Annotated in this window: 14 protein-coding genes, 4 tRNA genes, 7 rRNA genes and 1 pseudogene; 7 read left to right on the plus strand and 19 right to left on the minus strand. The window is 42.5% G+C overall.

Annotated features, from left to right (window positions below; translation table 11 throughout):
• Nucleotides 1–22: 22 nt before the first annotated feature.
• The 14 genes from rrf (CPT03_RS14960) to CPT03_RS15025 form a co-directional block, all read right to left on the minus strand.
• Nucleotides 23–134 (minus strand): 5S ribosomal RNA (gene rrf, locus CPT03_RS14960).
• Nucleotides 135–241: 107 nt separating this feature from the next.
• Nucleotides 242–3118: ribosomal RNA gene (locus CPT03_RS14965) — 23S ribosomal RNA — on the minus strand.
• A gap of 225 nt (nucleotides 3119–3343) precedes the next feature.
• Nucleotides 3344–3420 (minus strand) — tRNA-Ala (locus CPT03_RS14970).
• A gap of 15 nt (nucleotides 3421–3435) precedes the next feature.
• Nucleotides 3436–3510: transfer RNA gene (locus CPT03_RS14975), tRNA-Ile, on the minus strand.
• Between the two features lie 113 nt (nucleotides 3511–3623).
• Nucleotides 3624–5144, minus strand: a 16S ribosomal RNA gene (locus CPT03_RS14980).
• A 971-nt stretch (nucleotides 5145–6115) separates the two neighbouring features.
• A 5S ribosomal RNA gene (gene rrf / locus CPT03_RS14985) occupies nucleotides 6116–6227 on the minus strand.
• 85 nt (nucleotides 6228–6312) lie between these two features.
• A 5S ribosomal RNA gene (gene rrf / locus CPT03_RS14990) occupies nucleotides 6313–6424 on the minus strand.
• A 107-nt stretch (nucleotides 6425–6531) separates the two neighbouring features.
• Nucleotides 6532–9408, minus strand: a 23S ribosomal RNA gene (locus CPT03_RS14995).
• A 225-nt stretch (nucleotides 9409–9633) separates the two neighbouring features.
• Nucleotides 9634–9710, minus strand: a tRNA-Ala gene (locus tag CPT03_RS15000).
• Between the two features lie 15 nt (nucleotides 9711–9725).
• A tRNA-Ile gene (locus tag CPT03_RS15005) sits at nucleotides 9726–9800 on the minus strand.
• A gap of 113 nt (nucleotides 9801–9913) precedes the next feature.
• A 16S ribosomal RNA gene (locus tag CPT03_RS15010) occupies nucleotides 9914–11435 on the minus strand.
• The 16S, 23S and 5S rRNA genes sit together here with 4 tRNA genes alongside, the layout of an rRNA operon.
• A gap of 701 nt (nucleotides 11436–12136) precedes the next feature.
• Nucleotides 12137–12496 carry a CoA-binding protein gene (locus CPT03_RS15015; RefSeq protein WP_099439596.1) on the minus strand — a complete coding sequence of 120 codons (360 nt, stop codon included), beginning with the start codon at nucleotides 12494–12496 and terminating at the stop codon, nucleotides 12137–12139.
• A 3-nt stretch (nucleotides 12497–12499) separates the two neighbouring features.
• Nucleotides 12500–12955, minus strand: coding sequence for a DinB family protein (locus CPT03_RS15020; protein WP_099439597.1), 456 nt, complete (start codon nucleotides 12953–12955; stop codon nucleotides 12500–12502).
• 30 nt (nucleotides 12956–12985) lie between these two features.
• Nucleotides 12986–14527: an NAD(P)/FAD-dependent oxidoreductase gene (locus CPT03_RS15025; RefSeq protein WP_099439598.1), complete on the minus strand. Its 1542-nt coding sequence runs from the start codon at nucleotides 14525–14527 to the stop codon at nucleotides 12986–12988.
• Nucleotides 14528–14802: 275 nt separating this feature from the next.
• Here CPT03_RS15025 and CPT03_RS15030 point away from each other — a divergent pair, with 275 nt between their 5' ends.
• The 5 genes from CPT03_RS15030 (at nucleotide 14803) to CPT03_RS15050 (ending at nucleotide 17643) form a co-directional block, all read left to right on the plus strand.
• A complete protein-coding gene (locus CPT03_RS15030; RefSeq protein WP_099439599.1) occupies nucleotides 14803–15384 on the plus strand; it encodes a LemA family protein in 582 nt (193 codons plus the stop codon).
• A gap of 84 nt (nucleotides 15385–15468) precedes the next feature.
• Entirely contained in the window at nucleotides 15469–15912 is a 444-nt protein-coding gene (locus CPT03_RS15035; RefSeq protein WP_099439600.1) for a TPM domain-containing protein, read from the plus strand.
• Between the two features lie 3 nt (nucleotides 15913–15915).
• Nucleotides 15916–16686 carry a TPM domain-containing protein gene (locus CPT03_RS15040; RefSeq protein WP_099439601.1) on the plus strand — a complete coding sequence of 257 codons (771 nt, stop codon included), beginning with the start codon at nucleotides 15916–15918 and terminating at the stop codon, nucleotides 16684–16686.
• Nucleotides 16687–16691: 5 nt separating this feature from the next.
• Entirely contained in the window at nucleotides 16692–17090 is a 399-nt protein-coding gene (locus CPT03_RS15045) for a hypothetical protein (protein WP_099439602.1), read from the plus strand.
• Nucleotide 17091: 1 nt separating this feature from the next.
• Nucleotides 17092–17643: an NUDIX hydrolase gene (locus CPT03_RS15050; RefSeq protein WP_172954191.1), complete on the plus strand. Its 552-nt coding sequence runs from the start codon at nucleotides 17092–17094 to the stop codon at nucleotides 17641–17643.
• A 73-nt stretch (nucleotides 17644–17716) separates the two neighbouring features.
• Here the strand turns inward: CPT03_RS15050 and dnaA are convergent, their stop codons facing one another.
• From dnaA to CPT03_RS15065, 3 genes are all read right to left on the minus strand, one after another.
• Entirely contained in the window at nucleotides 17717–19147 is a 1431-nt protein-coding gene (dnaA, locus tag CPT03_RS15055) for a chromosomal replication initiator protein DnaA (RefSeq protein WP_099439603.1), read from the minus strand.
• Between the two features lie 194 nt (nucleotides 19148–19341).
• Nucleotides 19342–20889, minus strand: coding sequence for a methylmalonyl-CoA mutase (locus tag CPT03_RS15060; protein ID WP_099439604.1), 1548 nt, complete (start codon nucleotides 20887–20889; stop codon nucleotides 19342–19344).
• Between the two features lie 2 nt (nucleotides 20890–20891).
• Nucleotides 20892–21437: a hypothetical protein gene (locus CPT03_RS15065; protein WP_099439605.1), complete on the minus strand. Its 546-nt coding sequence runs from the start codon at nucleotides 21435–21437 to the stop codon at nucleotides 20892–20894.
• A 181-nt stretch (nucleotides 21438–21618) separates the two neighbouring features.
• On the opposite strand from CPT03_RS15065, the gene CPT03_RS15070 reads away from it, so the two are divergent.
• Complete coding sequence (locus CPT03_RS15070; RefSeq protein WP_099439606.1) at nucleotides 21619–21972, plus strand: HesB/IscA family protein; 354 nt, start codon at nucleotides 21619–21621, stop codon at nucleotides 21970–21972.
• A 93-nt stretch (nucleotides 21973–22065) separates the two neighbouring features.
• Nucleotides 22066–23297: pseudogene (locus tag CPT03_RS15075) on the plus strand (ABC transporter permease).
• Between the two features lie 15 nt (nucleotides 23298–23312).
• On the opposite strand, the gene rfbB reads toward CPT03_RS15075, so the two are convergent.
• Together rfbB and CPT03_RS15085 are read right to left on the minus strand one after the other, a co-directional pair.
• Complete coding sequence (gene rfbB / locus CPT03_RS15080) at nucleotides 23313–24365, minus strand: dTDP-glucose 4,6-dehydratase (protein WP_099439607.1); 1053 nt, start codon at nucleotides 24363–24365, stop codon at nucleotides 23313–23315.
• Nucleotides 24366–24368: 3 nt separating this feature from the next.
• Nucleotides 24369–24935 (minus strand): hypothetical protein, encoded by a 567-nt coding sequence (locus CPT03_RS15085; RefSeq protein ID WP_099439608.1) that lies wholly within the window; start codon nucleotides 24933–24935, stop codon nucleotides 24369–24371.
• Nucleotide 24936: the final 1 nt, after the last annotated feature.

Raw genomic sequence — 24936 nt, forward strand, 5'->3', positions numbered from 1 at the left:
ATTACAGGGTTTTAGATTTAAGATTTGGCACCGACCTACTCTCCCACGTGTTACCGCAGTACCATCGGCTCTGGTGGGCTTAACTTCTCTGTTCGGAATGGGAAGAGGTGGACACCACCGATATAGGCACCTAAATATTTTTAATTGTTCACATCATAAGTGGTAACTACCAGCTCTGATCTAACAAATGACATATTATTGAAAGAAGTTAAGTTTTGAAGAACAAACAACAGTTTACTGCTCTTGAAAGCTTCGGATTATTAGTATTACTCGACTTTGATGTCACCATCTTTACATCTGTAACCTATCAACGTAGTAGTCTGCTACGGTCCTATATGGAATTCTCATCTCGTGGCTAGTTTCGCACTTAGATGCTTTCAGCGCTTATCTATTCCCAGCGTAGCTACTCTGCAATGCCCCTGGCGGAACAACAGATTCACTAGAGGCTAGTCCAACCCGGTCCTCTCGTACTAAGGTCAGCCCCACTCAAAATTCCAACGCCCACAACAGATAGGGACCGAACTGTCTCGCGACGTTCTGAACCCAGCTCGCGTGCCACTTTAATCGGCGAACAGCCGAACCCTTGGGACCTTCTCCAGCCCCAGGATGTGACGAGCCGACATCGAGGTGCCAAACCTCCCCGTCGATATGAGCTCTTGGGGGAGATCAGCCTGTTATCCCCAGCGTACCTTTTATCCTTTGAGCGATGGCCCTTCCATGCAGAACCACCGGATCACTATATCCGTCTTTCGACCCTGATCGACTTGTTTGTCTCACAGTCAAGCAAGCTTATGCTATTGCACTCCTCATACGGTTACCAAGCGTATTGAGCTTACCTTTGAAAGCCTCCGTTACCTTTTTGGAGGCGACCACCCCAGTCAAACTACCCATCAAACAATGTCCTCCGACCAGCGGAGTTAGACACCGAATACAGAAAGGGTGGTATTTCAACGTTGACTCCACGACGCCTGGCGACGCCGCTTCATAGTCTCCCACCTATCCTACACATCCTGTATCCAATGTCAATGTTAAATTGTAGTGAAGGTGCATGGGGTCTTTCCGTCCCGTTGCGGGTACCCGGCGTCTTCACCGGGACCACAATTTCACCGAGCTCATGGCTGAGACAGCGCCCAGATCGTTACACCATTCGTGCAGGTCGGAACTTACCCGACAAGGAATTTCGCTACCTTAGGACCGTTATAGTTACGGCCGCCGTTTACTGGGGCTTCGATTCAATGCTTCGCCTTACGACTGACATCCCCTCTTAACCTTCCAGCACCGGGCAGGTGTCAGGCCTTATACTTCATCTTTCGATTTTGCAAAGCCATGTGTTTTTGTTAAACAGTCGCCTGGGCCTTTTCACTGCGGCTGATATTGCTACCAGCGCCCCTTCTCCCGAAGTTACAGGGCCATTTTGCCGAGTTCCTTAGCCATGATTCACTCGAGCACCTTAGAATTCTCTTCCCGGATACCTGTGTCGGTTTGCGGTACGGGTTTTTATAACCTGAAGCTTAGCGGTTTTTCTTGGAAGTCTGATTACCTGCACTATCCACGCCCCCGAAGGTTTGCGGTACTATCAGCCTTCAGCTACACCGGCGGATTTGCCTACCGGTACAATACCTACAGCCTTCAACGATCTATTCCGTCAGATCGCGGCAGTGTCACTACTCCGTCCCCACATCGCAGTTATAAAAAGTACGGGAATATTAACCCGTTGTCCATCGAATTTCCCTTTCGGGTTCTCCTTAGGCCCCGACTAACCCTGATCCGATTAGCGTTGATCAGGAAACCTTATCCTTTCGGTGGGCGGGTTTCTCGCCCGCCTTATCGTTACTTATGCCTACATTTGCTTTTCCAGAAGCTCCACCACAACTTACGTCATAGCTTCGCTGCCGCTGGAATGCTCCCCTACCGTAATATTAATATTACCCATAGCTTCGGTGTACAATTTTATGCCCGTTTATTATCCATGCCCGATCGCTCGACTAGTGAGCTGTTACGCACTCTTTAAATGAATGGCTGCTTCCAAGCCAACATCCTAGCTGTCTATGCAATCGGACCTCGTTAGTTCAACTTAACTGTAACTTGGGGACCTTAGCTGATGGTCTGGGTTCTTTCCCTCTCGGCGCGTGACCTTAGCACCCCGCGCCTCACTGCCGTGTATATTAAATAGCATTCGGAGTTTGTCTGGATTTGGTAGGATTTGACTCCCCCGCACCCAATCAGTAGCTCTACCTCTATTTAACTCTACCACGACGCTGTTCCTAAAAACATTTCGGGGAGTACGAGCTATTTCCCAGTTTGATTAGCCTTTCACCCCTACCCACAGATCATCCGGAAACTTTTCAACGTTTATCGGTTCGGTCCTCCAGTACGTGTTACCGCACCTTCAACCTGTCCATGGGTAGATCACAAGGTTTCGCGTCTACCTCCCCTGACTATACGCCCTATTCAGACTCGCTTTCGCTTCGGATCCGTGTCTGAAACACTTAACCTTGCCAGAGAAGAGTAACTCGTAGGCTCATTATGCAAAAGGCACGCCGTCACGCCACCTGGACGCTCCGACCGCTTGTAAGCACACAGTTTCAGGTTCTATTTCACTCCCCTGTTCGGGGTTCTTTTCACCTTTCCCTCACGGTACTGGTTCACTATCGGTCTCTCAGGAGTATTTAGCCTTACCGGATGGTGCCGGCTGATTCCCACAAGGCGTCTCCGACCTCGCGGTACTCAGGATACTACTAGACTAATGGTACTTACGTGTACGAGGCTCTCACTCTATATTGCCAGGCTTCCCATCCTGTTCCACTTCATCGCATTATAATCACATCGTAGTCCTACAACCCCAGTTATGCCGTAACATAGCTGGTTTGGGCTCTTTCCCTTTCGCTCGCCACTACTCAGGAAATCATTATTATTTTCTCTTCCTCTGCTTACTTAGATGTTTCAGTTCGGCAGGTTTGCGTATATTACGACTGGTCTTCAACCAGCCAGGTTACCCCATTCGGAAATCACCGGATCAAGTCATATTTGCTAATCCCCAGTGCTTATCGCAGCTTATCACGTCCTTCATCGCCTCTGAGAGCCAAGGCATCCCCTGTGTGCTCTTATTTACTTTCTTCTCTCCATAGCCTTTTGCGCCTATGGAAATGCTTTTTTGATTGTCGTTATCTCTTTAGTATACCTCATGCAATTGCTTGCTTTTGGTATTCCTCAGGTCAAACAACGTCTCTATTGTTGTTTGCTCTTCTTTTTTAACTTCTTCCAATATGTCAAAGAACTTTTCTAGCCCGGGATACCCCTTAGGATATCCTATTTCCTTACCTTTTATAACAGGTAACGGTGATGGTGGAGAATAACGGAGTCGAACCGTTGACCTCCTGCGTGCAAGGCAGGCGCTCTAGCCAGCTGAGCTAATCCCCCTTAAGATTAATCTTGTAGTCCCGAGCAGATTTGAACTGCTGACCCCTACATTATCAGTGTAGTGCTCTAACCAAACTGAGCTACGGGACTTGATGTCTATACTGCAGTATGGAGCACTAAACGATGCTTCATCCTATGGGTTTTCTTTTTGAGATCTTCTGTCATTATATCATTTACGTAGCGAGTAGTCTGGCCTACTCCAGAAAGGAGGTATTCCAGCCGCACCTTCCGGTACGGCTACCTTGTTACGACTTAGCCCCAGTTATCGGTTTTACCCTAGGACGCTCCTTGCGGTTACATACTTTAGGTACCCCCAACTTCCATGGCTTGACGGGCGGTGTGTACAAGGCCCGGGAACGTATTCACCGCGTCATTGCTGATACGCGATTACTAGCGAATCCAACTTCAAGAGGTCGAGTTGCAGACCTCTATCCGAACTGTGAATGGCTTTTTGAGATTCGCTTGCTGTTGCCAGCTCGCTGCCCTCTGTACCATCCATTGTAGCACGTGTGTAGCCCCGGACGTAAGGGCCATGATGACTTGACGTCGTCCCCTCCTTCCTCTCTGTTTGCACAGGCAGTCTGTTTAGAGTCCCCACCTTAACGTGCTGGCAACTAAACATAGGGGTTGCGCTCGTTGCGGGACTTAACCCAACACCTCACGGCACGAGCTGACGACAGCCATGCAGCACCTAGTTTCGTGTGATTGCTCACTGACCTATCTCTAGATCATTCACTAACTTTCAAGCCCGGGTAAGGTTCCTCGCGTATCATCGAATTAAACCACATGCTCCTCCGCTTGTGCGGGCCCCCGTCAATTCCTTTGAGTTTCACCCTTGCGGGCGTACTCCCCAGGTGGAATACTTAACGCTTTCGCTTAGCCGCTAACTGTATATCGCTAACAGCGAGTATTCATCGTTTAGGGCGTGGACTACCAGGGTATCTAATCCTGTTTGATCCCCACGCTTTCGTGCCTCAGCGTCAATAAAACCATAGTAAGCTGCCTTCGCAATCGGTGTTCTGTGACATATCTATGCATTTCACCGCTACTTGTCACATTCCGCCTACCTCTAGTCCATTCAAGCTCATCAGTATCAAGGGCACTGCGATGGTTGAGCCACCGTCTTTCACCCCTGACTTAATAAGCCGCCTACGCACCCTTTAAACCCAATAAATCCGGATAACGCTTGGATCCTCCGTATTACCGCGGCTGCTGGCACGGAGTTAGCCGATCCTTATTCCTTCGGTACATTCAGCACATTACACGTAATGTGGTTTATTCCCGAATAAAAGCAGTTTACAACCCAGAGGGCCGTCTTCCTGCACGCGGCATGGCTGGTTCAGAGTTCCCTCCATTGACCAATATTCCTTACTGCTGCCTCCCGTAGGAGTCTGGTCCGTGTCTCAGTACCAGTGTGGGGGGTCATCCTCTCAGATCCCCTAGTCATCGTCGCCTTGGTGGGCCGTTACCCCGCCAACTAGCTAATGACACGCATGCCCATCTTAATCCTATAAATATTTGAACATTAGATAATGCTATCCTGTGTTTTTATGCGGTGTTAATCCGAATTTCTTCGGGCTATCCCCTGATTAAGGTAGGTTGCATACGCGTTACGCACCCGTGCGCCACTTTCCCATCTGGCAAGCCAGATGGTATCGTTCGACTTGCATGTATTAGGCCTGCCGCTAGCGTTCATCCTGAGCCAGGATCAAACTCTCCATTGTAAAATGTTATAGTTTGAATCACTGACCATTCTTAACTTGTTAATAATAGTCTGTATTCTTGTTTTTGTATTGTCTGTCAGAACCTGACTCTAAAATAATAGCAACGGTTTCATGTACTTTGAAATCGTACTTTCTTACCTCGCTACGTTGATAAATGACATCTCTTTAATGAACTTCGCGGGTCACCTCACGGATCCCCTTTCTTATATCTAATCGCTAATGGCTTATGTTGGCTGCAAGGTCGTATTGTTCCCCGCTTGCTGTTTAACCACTAACGCTTTTCAAGCTTCTTTTTATCGTTAACAAACTCCGTTTGATAACTCCCGTTTTGTTTGGGACTGCAAAGGTAGAAATCTTTTTCTTCTTCGCAAATCTTTTTTCAAATTTCCTGCAGCTTTTTTCTCTCTCCTATACCTTCCCTCTCTCAATGCTGCCCTTCCTCCGAAGCGGGATGCAAAAGTAGAAAAATCCAGCCACTATCCAAACTTAAATCACCCATTTTTACCCCAATAATCCATAACACCCTTAAAAACAACAAGAAAAAATAAAATAAATAATACTAGTGTTTTTTCAAAAGCTAATTTTCGGTAATTATCTTAGCTATCTCATAGTGCATCTCCTTTAAAATTTCACTGAAATTCAAGGGTCAAGCAGCTCTTTGGAAGGAAATAAATAAGTTCTTTCTTTTACACCAATAGAGTATCAATACAAAAAGCTGTGAAATAGGGTCTAATAACATTGTTCTGTAATTTTACTTTATCCCAATTAAAACGATTTGAAAGATCCGACTAAAATGAAAAACATAATTTATTCAGTGTTAACTTTTATAATTTTAGTTAACTTAATTTCCTACCTGTTCGATTGTGCTTATGAGTTTAAGAGGTCTGACCGAAATAAAAACTTTTACTGAGACTCCTATGCTTCCAAACAAGAAAAGCCTATAGTGATTAACTACAGGCTTTAGCTTTAAGATTTGGCACCGACCTACTCTCCCACGTGTTACCGCAGTACCATCGGCTCTGGTGGGCTTGACTTCTCTGTTCGGAATGGGAAGAGGTAGACACCACCGATATAGGCACCTAAATATTTTTAATATCTTTTAATAAAGTTCTTTTCTATATTTAAAATAAAACCCTGTAATGTTAAATTACAGGGTTTTAGATTTAAGATTTGGCACCGACCTACTCTCCCACGTGTTACCGCAGTACCATCGGCTCTGGTGGGCTTAACTTCTCTGTTCGGAATGGGAAGAGGTGGACACCACCGATATAGGCACCTAAATATTTTTAATTGTTCACATCATAAGTGGTAACTACCAGCTCTGATCTAACAAATGACATATTATTGAAAGAAGTTAAGTTTTGAAGAACAAACAACAGTTTACTGCTCTTGAAAGCTTCGGATTATTAGTATTACTCGACTTTGATGTCACCATCTTTACATCTGTAACCTATCAACGTAGTAGTCTGCTACGGTCCTATATGGAATTCTCATCTCGTGGCTAGTTTCGCACTTAGATGCTTTCAGCGCTTATCTATTCCCAGCGTAGCTACTCTGCAATGCCCCTGGCGGAACAACAGATTCACTAGAGGCTAGTCCAACCCGGTCCTCTCGTACTAAGGTCAGCCCCACTCAAAATTCCAACGCCCACAACAGATAGGGACCGAACTGTCTCGCGACGTTCTGAACCCAGCTCGCGTGCCACTTTAATCGGCGAACAGCCGAACCCTTGGGACCTTCTCCAGCCCCAGGATGTGACGAGCCGACATCGAGGTGCCAAACCTCCCCGTCGATATGAGCTCTTGGGGGAGATCAGCCTGTTATCCCCAGCGTACCTTTTATCCTTTGAGCGATGGCCCTTCCATGCAGAACCACCGGATCACTATATCCGTCTTTCGACCCTGATCGACTTGTTTGTCTCACAGTCAAGCAAGCTTATGCTATTGCACTCCTCATACGGTTACCAAGCGTATTGAGCTTACCTTTGAAAGCCTCCGTTACCTTTTTGGAGGCGACCACCCCAGTCAAACTACCCATCAAACAATGTCCTCCGACCAGCGGAGTTAGACACCGAATACAGAAAGGGTGGTATTTCAACGTTGACTCCACGACGCCTGGCGACGCCGCTTCATAGTCTCCCACCTATCCTACACATCCTGTATCCAATGTCAATGTTAAATTGTAGTGAAGGTGCATGGGGTCTTTCCGTCCCGTTGCGGGTACCCGGCGTCTTCACCGGGACCACAATTTCACCGAGCTCATGGCTGAGACAGCGCCCAGATCGTTACACCATTCGTGCAGGTCGGAACTTACCCGACAAGGAATTTCGCTACCTTAGGACCGTTATAGTTACGGCCGCCGTTTACTGGGGCTTCGATTCAATGCTTCGCCTTACGACTGACATCCCCTCTTAACCTTCCAGCACCGGGCAGGTGTCAGGCCTTATACTTCATCTTTCGATTTTGCAAAGCCATGTGTTTTTGTTAAACAGTCGCCTGGGCCTTTTCACTGCGGCTGATATTGCTACCAGCGCCCCTTCTCCCGAAGTTACAGGGCCATTTTGCCGAGTTCCTTAGCCATGATTCACTCGAGCACCTTAGAATTCTCTTCCCGGATACCTGTGTCGGTTTGCGGTACGGGTTTTTATAACCTGAAGCTTAGCGGTTTTTCTTGGAAGTCTGATTACCTGCACTATCCACGCCCCCGAAGGTTTGCGGTACTATCAGCCTTCAGCTACACCGGCGGATTTGCCTACCGGTACAATACCTACAGCCTTCAACGATCTATTCCGTCAGATCGCGGCAGTGTCACTACTCCGTCCCCACATCGCAGTTATAAAAAGTACGGGAATATTAACCCGTTGTCCATCGAATTTCCCTTTCGGGTTCTCCTTAGGCCCCGACTAACCCTGATCCGATTAGCGTTGATCAGGAAACCTTATCCTTTCGGTGGGCGGGTTTCTCGCCCGCCTTATCGTTACTTATGCCTACATTTGCTTTTCCAGAAGCTCCACCACAACTTACGTCATAGCTTCGCTGCCGCTGGAATGCTCCCCTACCGTAATATTAATATTACCCATAGCTTCGGTGTACAATTTTATGCCCGTTTATTATCCATGCCCGATCGCTCGACTAGTGAGCTGTTACGCACTCTTTAAATGAATGGCTGCTTCCAAGCCAACATCCTAGCTGTCTATGCAATCGGACCTCGTTAGTTCAACTTAACTGTAACTTGGGGACCTTAGCTGATGGTCTGGGTTCTTTCCCTCTCGGCGCGTGACCTTAGCACCCCGCGCCTCACTGCCGTGTATATTAAATAGCATTCGGAGTTTGTCTGGATTTGGTAGGATTTGACTCCCCCGCACCCAATCAGTAGCTCTACCTCTATTTAACTCTACCACGACGCTGTTCCTAAAAACATTTCGGGGAGTACGAGCTATTTCCCAGTTTGATTAGCCTTTCACCCCTACCCACAGATCATCCGGAAACTTTTCAACGTTTATCGGTTCGGTCCTCCAGTACGTGTTACCGCACCTTCAACCTGTCCATGGGTAGATCACAAGGTTTCGCGTCTACCTCCCCTGACTATACGCCCTATTCAGACTCGCTTTCGCTTCGGATCCGTGTCTGAAACACTTAACCTTGCCAGAGAAGAGTAACTCGTAGGCTCATTATGCAAAAGGCACGCCGTCACGCCACCTGGACGCTCCGACCGCTTGTAAGCACACAGTTTCAGGTTCTATTTCACTCCCCTGTTCGGGGTTCTTTTCACCTTTCCCTCACGGTACTGGTTCACTATCGGTCTCTCAGGAGTATTTAGCCTTACCGGATGGTGCCGGCTGATTCCCACAAGGCGTCTCCGACCTCGCGGTACTCAGGATACTACTAGACTAATGGTACTTACGTGTACGAGGCTCTCACTCTATATTGCCAGGCTTCCCATCCTGTTCCACTTCATCGCATTATAATCACATCGTAGTCCTACAACCCCAGTTATGCCGTAACATAGCTGGTTTGGGCTCTTTCCCTTTCGCTCGCCACTACTCAGGAAATCATTATTATTTTCTCTTCCTCTGCTTACTTAGATGTTTCAGTTCGGCAGGTTTGCGTATATTACGACTGGTCTTCAACCAGCCAGGTTACCCCATTCGGAAATCACCGGATCAAGTCATATTTGCTAATCCCCAGTGCTTATCGCAGCTTATCACGTCCTTCATCGCCTCTGAGAGCCAAGGCATCCCCTGTGTGCTCTTATTTACTTTCTTCTCTCCATAGCCTTTTGCGCCTATGGAAATGCTTTTTTGATTGTCGTTATCTCTTTAGTATACCTCATGCAATTGCTTGCTTTTGGTATTCCTCAGGTCAAACAACGTCTCTATTGTTGTTTGCTCTTCTTTTTTAACTTCTTCCAATATGTCAAAGAACTTTTCTAGCCCGGGATACCCCTTAGGATATCCTATTTCCTTACCTTTTATAACAGGTAACGGTGATGGTGGAGAATAACGGAGTCGAACCGTTGACCTCCTGCGTGCAAGGCAGGCGCTCTAGCCAGCTGAGCTAATCCCCCTTAAGATTAATCTTGTAGTCCCGAGCAGATTTGAACTGCTGACCCCTACATTATCAGTGTAGTGCTCTAACCAAACTGAGCTACGGGACTTGATGTCTATACTGCAGTATGGAGCACTAAACGATGCTTCATCCTATGGGTTTTCTTTTTGAGATCTTCTGTCATTATATCATTTACGTAGCGAGTAGTCTGGCCTACTCCAGAAAGGAGGTATTCCAGCCGCACCTTCCGGTACGGCTACCTTGTTACGACTTAGCCCCAGTTATCGGTTTTACCCTAGGACGCTCCTTGCGGTTACATACTTTAGGTACCCCCAACTTCCATGGCTTGACGGGCGGTGTGTACAAGGCCCGGGAACGTATTCACCGCGTCATTGCTGATACGCGATTACTAGCGAATCCAACTTCAAGAGGTCGAGTTGCAGACCTCTATCCGAACTGTGAATGGCTTTTTGAGATTCGCTTGCTGTTGCCAGCTCGCTGCCCTCTGTACCATCCATTGTAGCACGTGTGTAGCCCCGGACGTAAGGGCCATGATGACTTGACGTCGTCCCCTCCTTCCTCTCTGTTTGCACAGGCAGTCTGTTTAGAGTCCCCACCTTAACGTGCTGGCAACTAAACATAGGGGTTGCGCTCGTTGCGGGACTTAACCCAACACCTCACGGCACGAGCTGACGACAGCCATGCAGCACCTAGTTTCGTGTGATTGCTCACTGACCTATCTCTAGATCATTCACTAACTTTCAAGCCCGGGTAAGGTTCCTCGCGTATCATCGAATTAAACCACATGCTCCTCCGCTTGTGCGGGCCCCCGTCAATTCCTTTGAGTTTCACCCTTGCGGGCGTACTCCCCAGGTGGAATACTTAACGCTTTCGCTTAGCCGCTAACTGTATATCGCTAACAGCGAGTATTCATCGTTTAGGGCGTGGACTACCAGGGTATCTAATCCTGTTTGATCCCCACGCTTTCGTGCCTCAGCGTCAATAAAACCATAGTAAGCTGCCTTCGCAATCGGTGTTCTGTGACATATCTATGCATTTCACCGCTACTTGTCACATTCCGCCTACCTCTAGTCCATTCAAGCTCATCAGTATCAAGGGCACTGCGATGGTTGAGCCACCGTCTTTCACCCCTGACTTAATAAGCCGCCTACGCACCCTTTAAACCCAATAAATCCGGATAACGCTTGGATCCTCCGTATTACCGCGGCTGCTGGCACGGAGTTAGCCGATCCTTATTCCTTCGGTACATTCAGCACATTACACGTAATGTGGTTTATTCCCGAATAAAAGCAGTTTACAACCCAGAGGGCCGTCTTCCTGCACGCGGCATGGCTGGTTCAGAGTTCCCTCCATTGACCAATATTCCTTACTGCTGCCTCCCGTAGGAGTCTGGTCCGTGTCTCAGTACCAGTGTGGGGGGTCATCCTCTCAGATCCCCTAGTCATCGTCGCCTTGGTGGGCCGTTACCCCGCCAACTAGCTAATGACACGCATGCCCATCTTAATCCTATAAATATTTGAACATTAGATAATGCTATCCTGTGTTTTTATGCGGTGTTAATCCGAATTTCTTCGGGCTATCCCCCTGATTAAGGTAGGTTGCATACGCGTTACGCACCCGTGCGCCACTTTCCCATCTGGCAAGCCAGATGGTATCGTTCGACTTGCATGTATTAGGCCTGCCGCTAGCGTTCATCCTGAGCCAGGATCAAACTCTCCATTGTAAAATGTTATAGTTTGAATCACTGACCATTCTTAACTTGTTAATAATAGTCTGTATTCTTGTTTTTGTATTGTCTGTCAGAACCTGACTCTAAAATAATAGCAACGGTTTCATGTACTTTGAAATCGTACTTTCTTACCTCGCTACGTTGATAAATGACATCTCTTTAATGAACTTCGCGGGTCACCTCACGGATCCCCTTTCTTATATCTAATCGCTAATGGCTTATGTTGGCTGCAAGGTCGTATTGTTCCCCGCTTGCTGTTTAACCACTAACGCTTTTCAAGCTTCTTTTTATCGTTAACAAACTCCGTTTGATAACTCCCGTTTTGTTTGGGACTGCAAAGGTAGAAATCTTTTTCTTCTTCGCAAATCTTTTTTCAAATTTCCTGCAGCTTTTTTCTCTCTCCTATACCTTCCCTCTCTCAATGCCGCCCTTCCTCCGAAGCGGGATGCAAAAGTAGAAAAATCCAGCCACTATCCAAACTTAAACAACCCTTTTTTACCCCAACAATCCATAACACCCTTAAAAACAACAAGAAAAAATAACAGCAGCTTAAAACACGGGTAACATCGGCGTATATATTATATCCTATAGCTAAGGTTTCGCCCTATCACACGAACGGCTTCCCATCAACCAACATCACACCTTTAATGGCCTGAAAAATGATCAGGGGTCGATCAAAGTCGTCTTTTTATACACTAAAACTGGCCAGTAGCTAATAACACTAAAGTGCAGGCTTCTATTGGTTCAATATTATTCGCCAACAGCAGTTCCCACAGTTCCTGATTTTCAGCACCGGGATTAAAAATAACTCGTTTAGGTTTTGTTTCTAATATATAATTATAGTAACTACTTTGTAAATGGGGTCCTATATATAGTGTAATTGTATCAATGTCATTATGCACATGTCCCGGTTGTTCAATCTCCTCGCCAGCCACCGCTCCTTTTTTTATACCAACATTGATAATACTGTGGCCTTTTGACTTAAGCATATGTGCAGCTTTATAAGAATATCTTTCTGGATTAGGGCTGGCGCCTATAATTAATGTTTTTTTCACAAGCTAAAATTTTAATAATAAAGAGATTTGTCCGGCATGATAAGCATGATGCTGCACCAAACCATTAAATAATTCAAAATAATTCACTCTCGATCCCAACACCTGGTTAACGGGCTTCTTCCATTGATCTTCGGACATTTCCATGGCAAGATTAAGCAGTTTTTCATTAGCTAAACGAAAATCACTTAAAATGGCATCCCATTCCTGCATGGTTTCTTCTTTAGCCATAGGCCAGTCGCCCTTTTCAGGTTCCTTAGCCAAATTACCTTCCAGCCTCGAAAACACTTCTTCTGTCCACGAAGTTAAGTGCAATACCAGTTCAGCAATGGTATGTGCATTGGGGATGGGCCGTTTAAATATTTGATCTTTACTTACCGATGAAATAATAGCCGACAAGCTGTTCCCATGCCAGGCATCACCGTTATATCCTTTTCTTAACTCATTTGCGAAATCAATCATACGACAACAACAAATAAAAGGTAAATGTGTTTAGCTAAACTTTAAAGCTGCATTAGCGCAATTTACACCATCAATTGCAGCCGACACGATTCCCCCGGCATAACCAGCACCTTCGGCACATGGAAATAGCCCTGCAACCTGAGGGTGCTGAAAGGTCTCCTTATCCCGTGGAATTCGCACAGGCGATGAGCTTCTGCTTTCCACGCCTACTAAAATAGCCTCATTGGTATAATATCCCCTCATTTTTTTTCCAAACATTGGCAAAGCATTTTTCAAGCTTGATGTTACAAAATCAGGCAGCGTATCTTTAAGCATTACGCTTCGGGTTCCGGGCAAATAAGAATTTTTTGGCAGATCAACTGAAACACGGCCTTCTACAAAATCAACCATTCTTTGCGCAGGCGCAACAAGATCTCCTCCTCCAAGCCTAAAAGCAGTTTTCTCAATTTCGGCCTGAAAATGCATCATCCTTAAAGGATCAGCACCTTTAACATCATCAAGCGTTATTTGAACTACTGTTCCTGAATTTGCAAATGGATTATTTCTTTTCGATGGAGACCAGCCATTAACAACTATTTCATTAGCATAAGTGGCACAGGGGGCAATAATTCCACCGGGGCACATGCAAAATGAGAATACTCCTCTGGCTCCAACTTGTTCAACCAGGCTGTAATAAGCAGGCGGCAAAAATTCGCTCCTGATATCGCAATGGTATTGCGCAGCATCTATAATGGATTGAGGGTGTTCTATTCTTACCCCCAGTGCAAAGGGCTTGGCTTCAACAAGAATATTCCTTTCGTTAAGCAATTCATAAATATCCCGCGCTGAATGTCCGGTGGCCAGAATAACTGAATTTGAGAATAATTTCTCTTCTCCATTGACCACTACCCCTTTTATTTTCCCAAAATCGATTAAAATATCGGTTACTTTTTGATCGAAACGAACCTCCCCTCCTGCATTTAAAATTGTTTCTCTTATTGCAGTAATTATATGAGGCAGTTTATTTGTACCTATATGCGGACGGGCATCAACAAGAATATCTTCTGATGCGCCGTGCTGAACAAAGATTTGAAGTACTTTGTTAATATCACCCCGCTTATTAGATCGGGTGTACAATTTTCCATCAGAATACGTTCCGGCACCGCCTTCGCCATAACAATAATTAGATTCGGTATTTACAATTCCTTCTTTATTTATTGCTGCTAAATCTCTTCTTCGTTGTTTCACATCCTTGCCACGTTCAAGTACTATTGGCTTTAATCCATTTTCGATGCATTGAAGTGCGGCAAATAATCCGGCTGGGCCGGCACCAACTATAATTACATGCTGTGCCTTGCTAACATTTTTATAATTAACAACAAGTGACTCTGGCAATGGAGCTTCATCAATAAACGCCCTTACCTGCAACCTATATATTACTTTTCTGGAGCGTGCGTCAATAGATCTTTTAAGGATTTTATAGCCCCCAATTCGCGATAGGTCTATTTTTAATGCTGTTGAAAGATTTTTCTTAATGGCTGTTACACTGTCAATATCTTCTGGAGCCAGTGTTATTTCGATGTCTTTTTGCATAATTATCGTCGGGTTTTTATCCCGAATTGCTACAAAAGTAAAAAAATCAAACCACCTTTTTTCATTACAGTCTCCTTTTGGCAGTATAAGAATTGTAATTATGTCAGTAATTTATGAAGGCAGGATTACCTCTTCTACTGTTAGAAAATAACGTTTCTTGTAATTTATATGTCTTTTTGCGTTATTGTTGTCAGGTTTTTCTTCTGAACTGTAACAAAGGTACAGAAATTGAGTTCTAATGCGTAAATTAACACTGAAAAACAAAACAGAAAAATATGAAAAAAGTAGTTTTAGTAATTGTAGGAATCTTAGTCTTATTAGTGGCAGTAAGCGGTTGTGGTTACAACGGTCTTGTTAAGCTAGATGAGGATGTAAAAACCAAATGGGCACAGGTTGAAACACAATATCAACGCCGTTCTGATTTGATCCCTAACCTTGTAAGCACAGTTAAAGGTGCAGCGAAGTTTGAACAGGGTACATTAACTCAGGTTATTGAAGCACGTTCTAAAGCAAGCCAGATCACCATCGATCCTGATAAATTAACTGAAGAGAATATGCAAAAATATCAGGCTGCACAAGGCCAGTTATCTCAGGCATTAGGTAAATTAATGGTTTTAACTGAGAACTATCCTGAGCTTAAAGCTACTCAACAGTTTAGTGAATTATCGGCTCAGCTTGAAGGTACTGAAAACCGCATCACAGTAGCACGTAAAGATTTTAACGAGTCGGTACAAACTTATAACACAAAAGTAAGATCATTCCCTAACAACCTTACTGCAGGCATATTCGGATTTAGCCAAAAGGCAGCTTTTAAAGCTGATGCTGGTGCACAAAATGCACCAAAAGTAGAATTCTAATATACCATAACAACATTTAAGGGTAATGTATGTTTAAATGAAATAAACATACATTACCCTTATCTCTATAAAAGCGATCCAATTATGGGGCCATTCACAGAACAAGAACAAGAACTAATTTCCCAAACCATATCAGATGCTGAAAAAGCCACTTCAGGCGAGATCAGAATTGCAATTGATAAACATTGCAGTGGCGATGCATTTGAAAAAGCAACATCCTACTTTTCAAAACTTGGGATGGATAAAACCTCAAGACATAACGGTGTGTTGATTTACCTTGCTTATGTAGATCATAAGTTTGCAATAGTAGGCGACAGTGGAATTAATAAGGTTGTACCGGCAGATTTCTGGGAAACAACTAAAGTTGCAATGAGAGCTCATTTTGCCTCTGGCAATTTAGCCCAAGGCGTAATAGCAGGTGTAATTTTAGCTGGAGAAAAACTCGCAACGTTTTTCCCTTCGCAAAATGACGACATAAATGAACTGCCAAATGACATTATTTTTATGGATCAGAATAAAACAATATAGGCTATGAAAAAATTAATCGTAGCATTATTCTTACTTACAACATCCATGATTGGGTTTGCGCAGGATTTTCCGGCAAAACCAAACAAGCTGGTAAATGATTATACCGGAACTCTTTCATCGGCACAATTACAGCAACTGGAACAAAAACTGGTAGCTTTTGACGATTCAAGCTCTACGCAAATTGCAATTGCAGTATTGAAATCGGTAGGCGACTATGATATTAACGAGTATGCGCTTGAACTTGGCCGAAAATGGGGTGTGGGTAGTTCTGGCAAAAACAACGGGATAATGATTGTGGTAGCTCTTGGCGACAGGAAGATCTCTATCCAGACAGGATATGGTTTGGAGGGTGTTTTACCTGACATTTATGCCAAGCGTATTATTGAAAATGAAATTAAACCAAATTTTAAAGCCGGTAATTATTATCAGGGACTTGAGGCAGGAACCGATGCGATTATAAAATACACGAAAGGCGAATACAAGAACGAAAATCCGAAAAAGAAAGGCGATGCCGGTGGAGGTGGCAGTATGCTTGCAATCATCATTATCATTGTTGTCATTATCGTTATTCTTCGAAGAGGTGGTGGTAGTGGTGGCGGTGGCCAGGTTATAAGTGGCCGTGGGGCTGCTGACGCTCTTTTCTGGAGTATGTTGTTAGGCGGTGGCAGAAGCTCTGGCGGTGGCGGCTGGGGTGGAGGCAGCGGCGGAGGCGGTGGCTTCGGAGGTTTTGGAGGTGGTAGTTTTGGAGGCGGTGGTAGTAGTGGTAGCTGGTAAATAATATGTTAAGAAGAGACTTAATTACAGCAGAAATTCAAAAACTTGCCCAGGTTTTAGCCCGAATTATGGGCTTAAAATTAGAAGGAAAGCTTGCTGAGGCAGATGATTTACTTATAGAATCGTTGGTTAATAATTTTGGAATTACCCCTCAAGAGTTATTTTCCGTTAATTCATCCGAATTTCAAGTGCTGTTAACTGAAAAGGAATTCCCTGCTGAAAAACTGGAAATGCTAAGCCAGTTTCTTTACTCTCAGTTTGATCCTTCGGCTATTAATCCGAGGAATGATTCATTTGCCGAGAAGCTATATTTAATATACCACTTACTGGAAACAAAACATCGCATCATAAACATCACTAATCTGGACCGACAAAAAATGGTCAATCGATATCTTAACAGCTAATATGGAAATAAAAAAATGGCAAAAACTTTCATCCAGATATCTGGTGAGGGAAAAGTGGGCTACGTTACGTGTGGATACTTGTGATTTACAGAATGGAGTTATAAAAGACGACTATTATGTACTTGAATATCCAAATTGGGTTAATGCTATTGCAGTAACTGAAGACAATAAAATAATTCTGGTTCGCCAATATCGCCATGGGGCTGATATTATCTCTTTAGAGATTCCTGGCGGTGTTATTGATGGTGATGAATTACCTGAAACGGCCATTAAAAGAGAACTACTAGAGGAAACAGGTTATTCTTTTAAAAGTTCAGAGCTGATAGCTACGTTATACCCTAATCCGGCAACATCTACAAATGTTACTTACACCTATTTATTAAAAGGAGGCGTTAAAACTCATGATCAGCATTTAGATGAACATGAAATTCTTAGTGTAGAAGAATATACTATAGAAGAGGCTAAACAAATCCTGAAAGACAATAAGATTGAACAGGCCCTACATTCGGCAGCTTTATTTTATGGCTTAATGAAGCTTGATGCTATAAAGTAAATTCTGCAATATAAAAAAGGTTGCACATATGATGCAACCTTTTTTTATGCCTTAATAACTGAGCTTTAATGTTTTAGCTCATTTTTAGTTTCTTCTGTATGTCGTGTACGTACCCCTTAAATTTCTTATCTGTATCAATTAAATCTTCAACAGTCTGGCATGCATAAATTACTGTTGAATGGTCTCTTCCTCCAAAGAAAGCTCCAATAGTTTTTAATGATGACTTGGTATGACTCTTGGAAAGGTACATAGAAATCTGTCTGGCCTGAACAATTTCACGTTTCCGTGTTTGTGATTTAACCATATCCACAGGAACTTCAAAATATTCACATACCAATTTCTGAATGTATTCCATAGAGATCTCTTTGGAAGTATTTTTAATAAAGTTCTTCAACATCTGCTTAGCTAATGCCAAATCGATGTCTTTTTTATTCAATGTTGATTGTGCTAACAGGGAAACCATTGCACCTTCTAGTTCCCTTACGTTGTTATCAATATTGTGGGCTACGTATTCCACTACTTCAGATGGCAGTTCAATCCCATCTGCATACATTTTCTTTTTAAGAATTGCTATTCTTGTTTCAAAATCAGGAATCTGCAAGTCTGCAGAAAGCCCCCATTTAAAACGGCTTAACAATCTTTCTTCTAGTCCTGCTAGGTCTTTAGGCGCTTTATCTGAAGACAAGATAACCTGTTTACCTGATTGGTGAAGATGATTAAAGATATGGAAGAATATATCCTGTGTTTTTTCCTTACCTGCAAAATTATGTACGTCATCCATAATGATAACATCCATTGCCTGATAAAAATTCACAAAATCATTGATCGTATTGTTCTTTAATGAATCTACAAATTGCTGGCAGAATTTCTCACACGAAACATAAATTACCAGTTTGTCTGGCATGTTACGTTTAATTTCATTACCAATAGCCTGGGCAAGGTGTGTTTTTCCTAATCCTACTCCTCCATAAATCATTAATGGATTAAAGGACGTACCTCCCGGTTTTGCGGCTACTGCATAACCTGCTGATCTTGCTAAGCGGTTGCAATCTCCTTCTATGTAATTCTCAAACGTATAATTAGAATTCAATTGAGGATCAACATTAAGTTTCTTTAAACCCGGAATAATAAAAGGATTCTTAATGTCTTTGTTTATAGAAACAGGAATTGGCATTGATTGAACCTTTGCCTCTGCCCCATTTCCATTACTTGGCATGTTAGTGGTATATGGCGATCCTGTATTAGAAGATTTATCCACAACGATGTTATACTCTAACCTTCCCTCATCTCCTAATTGCTTTTTAACTGTTTTACGAAGCAGCCCTACATAGTGTTCTTCCAACCATTCATAGAAGAACAAACTAGGCACTTGTATGGTTAAAACTTTGCCTTCCAATTTCAAAGCTGATATCGGTTCGAACCAAGTCTTGAAACTTTGGGTCGGTATGTTATCTTTTATGATTTGGAGACAGTTTTTCCACACTTCTGTACAAGTTTTTTCCATTGTTATTCTATAATTTGTTGGTTTACAGTAACGATACGAGCAATAAAAAACTGCTGTTTCGAGAGATCGAATATTCAAAAAATTATCAACAAAAAAAACTTAATTTTCATTTATTTGGTAACTGCTTAGGTAGCAATAACCTACCCTTCTTAACCTGAATTTTTTATGTTAATAACTATTTATTAACATCCTTTTTAATATTCTCCAAAAACATTACGCAGTGTGTTGGCTATTTCACCAAGGGTTGAATATGCCTCTACCGCTGTTAAAATGTACGGCATCAAATTCTCAGTTCCTTTCGCAGCATCCAATAGGTTATTCAACGCTTTTTCAACAGCAATGTTATCTCTTTCGGCTTTTAGCTTATTTATCTTGTCAGTTTGTATGGCACGGATTGATTCATCTATAGTAAACACTTCCGTTATCCCTTCTTGTTCCTGTACAAATTTATTTACCCCAACAATAATCCTGCTGGCCTCTTCAACCTCTACCTGATAGCGATAAGCTGCATCTGCAATTTCATTTTGAATATACTCATTTTCTATTGCATTTACTGAGCCGCCCATCGCATCTATTTTATCTATATAGGATTGCGCTGCTGCTTCAATTTCATCAGTTAATGTTTCCACAAAAAATGAACCTGCCAATGGGTCAACCGTATCTGTAACCCCACTTTCAAAAGCAATTACTTGTTGTGTGCGCAACGCGATTTTTGCTGCTGCCTCTGTAGGCAAAGAAAGTGCCTCATCATAACCGTTTGTGTGTAAAGACTGTGTGCCTCCCAACACCGCAGCCAGGGCCTGATTTGTAACCCGTATTACATTATTAAGCGGCTGCTGTGCTGTTAATGTAGATCCTCCTGTTTGTGTATGAAAGCGAAGCATTTGGGCTTTCTCATCTGTTGCCCCAAGTTCCTTCGTTATTTTTGCCCACATTCTTCTTGCTGCCCTGAACTTGGCTATCTCCTCAAAGAAATTATTGTGACAATTGAAAAAGAACGAAAGTCGTTTGGCAAAAATATTAATATCCAATCCCTTCTCTAATGCAGCGTTAAGGTATGCTTTTCCATTTGCCAATGTAAAGGCCAGCTCCTGAACTGCTGTTGATCCAGCCTCTCTGATGTGATATCCCGAAATAGAAATTGTATTCCACTTAGGCACTTCCTTACTGCAATACTCAAAAATATCAGTGATAATCCTCATTGAAGGCTTTGGCGGATAGATATAAGTTCCTCTGGCAGCATATTCCTTTAAAATATCGTTCTGTATGGTACCCGATATTTGCTTAATATCAGCTCCCTGTTTTTTAGCCAGTGCAATATACATAGCCAATAAAATAGAAGCCGTAGCATTAATCGTCATAGAGGTGGTAATTTTTTGCAGTTCTATTCCATCAAACAGTATTTCCATATCTTTTAATGAATCAATTGCAACGCCAACTTTACCAACCTCCCCTTCGGCCATATCATGATCTGAGTCGTATCCAATCTGGGTAGGAAGGTCAAATGCAACCGACAAGCCCATTGTGCCCTGCTTAAGTAAATAATGATAACGCTGGTTAGACTCCTCGGCTGTAGAGAACCCTGCATACTGTCGCATGGTCCATAACCTACCTCTATACATATCTTTTTGGATCCCCCTGGTAAAAGGAAATTCTCCTGGCGCCTCATTTAACGGCTTCGCAGTAGTATATAACTCTTTAATCTCGATACCTGAAGTGGTGGTAAAACTTTTCTCTTTCATAGTTAAAATAACAAATGAATATCTTTTTTAATAAGATCTAGCGTTAAATCATAAGGGTTGTCGGCAATACCTGCCATATGTTGCAGTATCTTTCTGCTTAAATCTACGCCTTCTGCTTCGGTTGGCAATCCTCTGGCGGCATTACTGATCATGGCTAAAGTATCATCCTTAAGTTTCCTAACAACTTCCCAGGTCGAAGCACTCACATATAACTGCTGGGCAATATTGTGCTGATATTCTGATTTTATTTCATTAAGTAAAACCGATTGAAGGTCGACAACAGAAATACCAGGCTGATGCACCCTGATCAACAAGTTTGACGGGCTTATCCTGTCCACAAAAACAACTAGTCGCTCATATGCCTGCAACCGCAGCGGAAGAATTTGTAACTGTTCGTTTCTTTTAGGGTCTGATGGTTTTGTTTCAACAGACTTTGATACCAGATACTTTCTAAGATCATTTATAAAAAGATAATATCCTGCCACAACAGTTATAATACCACCTGTGGCCAATATGGCAACTTCCGTTAAAAAGTTTTGTATGTTCATTCAGCTTTGTTTGAATACAGTAATAATTAGTATAGAGTCTCAGCAAAAATGTACATTTTATTTATATTTACCCCCACTATTTGATTTTTTAGATAAAGGGATAGAGGGCTCTAGCAGAGCAAACTATACTACTTTTATAAACAATAATAACTAAATTTGTACTTCCTAATTTTTTAATAATATGAGTAATACAGTTGATACAGCATTTGCACCGGTAACTTTTACAGAGGGCGCTGTAAAGGAGCTTTTTAAATTAAAAGATCAGCAAGAAATTTCTGAGGACTTCGGCTTACGCGTAGGAGTTGAAGGTGGAGGCTGCTCTGGAATGAATTATGTGCTGGGTTTTGATCAGAAAAAAGAAGGTGATCAGGAATTTATTATTGATGGCATTAAGGTTTACATGCATAAAGCTCATCAAATGTATTTGATGGGGATGCAGGTTGACTGGCAGGATGGATTAAACTCAAGAGGCTTTACTTTCAGCAACCCGAATGCAAGCAGCACTTGCGGTTGCGGAACAAGTTTCTCAGTTTAAGTTCCTATTCTTTTGTAACATTATACATGGTCTCGTTGTCTTAACAGCGGGACTTTTTATTTTTATCCCATAAAAGAATATATTTCATCTGAAATGACCTATACCGAAAACGTAAAACTAGCCCTTCAATCAATTAAAAGCAACAGGTTGCGTACCATGCTTACCGCATTGATCATCGCAATTGGTTTATCTGCATTAGTAGGTATATTAACAACGCTTGATGCTGTTAAAAAAAGTATGACTGAGGCTTTCTCCAGCATGGGAGCCAATGCCTTTACTATAAGAAACAGAGGATCCGGTATAAGGGTGGGTGGTTCAGGCCAAAGGCCTAAACCGTTCAGGTCTATCAAATATGAAGATGCTGTAAGCTTTAAAGAACGACTAAATACGCCTGCGACAGTGGCCATCAGTGTATTTGCCACAGGTGGTTCAACAGCTAAGTTCGACGCAGAAAAAACTAATCCCAACATCAATATTCAGGGTATAGATGAAAATGGATTGAATTCGCAAGGTCTTAACCTCTCCCTTGGGCGTAATTTTAGTCCGGCTGAAGTAGTATCAGGAAATAATGTTTGCATCATAGGTAATGAGATCAGAACTAAGCTTTTCAAAAATCAGAGCCCGATAGATAAAATCATTAACGTTGGCAATAACAGGTTAAAGGTTATTGGAGTACTTGAATCTAAAGGGCAAAGTATGGGCTTTAGTGGAGACAGGTCCGTTTATGTACCTCTGTTAAAAGCCAAATTAATTAACACCAACTCAAACCCATCTTACACCATAACGGTAATGGTACCGAGTAACGACCAGATGGATAACATCATTGGTGAGGCTACCTCGGAACTGAGAAAAATAAGAAAGGTAAAAGTATCAGAACCTAATAATTTTGAAATCACAAAAAGTGATTCACTTGCCCAAACTTTATTCGAACAATTAAGATATGTTGTATTAGGAGGAATTGCCATTGGAGGCATTACTTTAATTGGCGCGTCTATTGGTCTAATGAATATTATGCTTGTTTCTGTAACAGAAAGGACTAGAGAAATAGGAATTAGAAAGGCCATAGGGGCCAACCCTGCTGTAATTCGCAAACAGTTCTTAATCGAAGCGGTTATTATTTGCCTTATAGGAGGTGCATTTGGCATATTCCTGGGAATAGCCATAGGCAACTTAATCTCATTTGCAATGGGGGCTCGTTCATAATACCATGGGAATGGATTATCGGAGGTTTTGTATTGTGTGTTGGCGTAGGTATTCTTTCTGGTTATTATCCAGCCAAAAAAGCTTCTAAACTTGATCCGGTAGAAGCATTAAGATATGAATAAAAAAAGGGAAGATAGCTATCTTCCCTCATACTGATTTTCGTAGTAAGCCTGGTAATTCCCAGAAGTGACATCCGAAAGCCACCCCTCATTTTCTAAATACCATTCTACTGTTTTTTCCAATCCTTCTTCAAACTGCAAGCTAGGCACCCAGTTCAATTCATTTTGAAGCTTGGTAGAGTCAATAGCATAGCGTAAGTCGTGACCTGCCCTATCGGTTACAAAAGTAATCAGCTTTGCCGACTCTCCCTCTGTCCTGCCAAGTTTGTTGTCCATTATCTTACATAGTAAATGGATCAAATCTATGTTCTTCCACTCGTTGTGACCACCAATATTATAGGTCTGACCTGTTTTAGCCTGATGAAAAATTACATCAATTGCACGTGCATGGTCCTCTACCCATAACCAGTCACGAACATTTTCTCCTTTACCATATACAGGTACCGGCTGTGCGTTTTTAATGTTATTGATTGCCAATGGTATCAGTTTCTCAGGAAAATGATGAGAGCCATAATTATTTGAGCAGTTAGACACCACTATATCTAACCCATAAGTATCATGATATGCCCTTACAAAGTGATCAGAAGCAGCTTTTGAAGCTGAATAAGGACTATGAGGGTCATAAGATGTTGACTCTGTAAACATACCGGTTTCACCAAGCGCTCCATACACCTCATCTGTTGAAACATGATAAAATCTTTTCTTATCATAACTTCCCTTCCAATATTCACGGGCAGCATTTAAAAGATTAACAGTTCCAATAACATTGGTCATAACAAAAGCTGTTGGATCAGCTATTGACCTGTCAACATGAGATTCTGCGGCTAAATGAATAACAGCATCAAAGTTTTCTTTGTTAAACAGCTCATTTATTACAGAAGCTTCCGTAATATCAGCTTTAACAAAACGGTAATTAGGCTTGTCTTCAATATCGGTTAAGTTTGCAAGATTACCTGCGTAGGTTAACTTATCAAGGTTTACAATCATGTAATCAGGATAGTTATTTACAAATCTTCTTACAACATGAGAGCCAATAAATCCTGCTCCTCCGGTAATTAATATTTTTTTCATAGCTTATAATTCTTTAGGTAGTGCAAGCTCTTGTGCTACCGCAGATGTTTTATTTTGGTATATTTTATTAAGTACGGCATTTAGCGAATCCTTTAAATCAAATTGCAGATCCTCATGAAGCTTATTGTACTTATTTAATACTGAAACTGTCGACTTAACAAAATATACAGACAGCTTTTCGTTAAACTTATGCAGCGGTGAAAAAACGCTTTCTTTAAAATCTATTGGAATCTGGTTTAACAAATGAATTCTTAACTCCATTTCTGTGGTAATATCTTTTGTTACCTTAAAATGGTGGCTGATGCTTCCATTTAATTTGCGCATTTTCAACAGCGTATCTTTTGAAGTAAGCTTTTTATCAGATAAAAGTCCTTTCGTTGTTTCATCTATTGCCGCCATCAGTTTTTCATGGCGTTCCACCAGATCATGCTCATCTTCAAGCAATTTAAAGTGCAGATGCTCTGTTAAAACCTTATCCTTTGCAATTAGTCTGAGCAATAATTTATCCTTTTCCTTTTCAGGAAGAGACTTTATCTCCTCTTTAAGATCCTTATGCTCACTTAACAGCATT

It is taken from the genome of Pedobacter ginsengisoli, assembly GCF_002736205.1.
GTDB classification, from domain to species: Bacteria; Bacteroidota; Bacteroidia; order Sphingobacteriales; family Sphingobacteriaceae; genus Pedobacter; species Pedobacter ginsengisoli_A.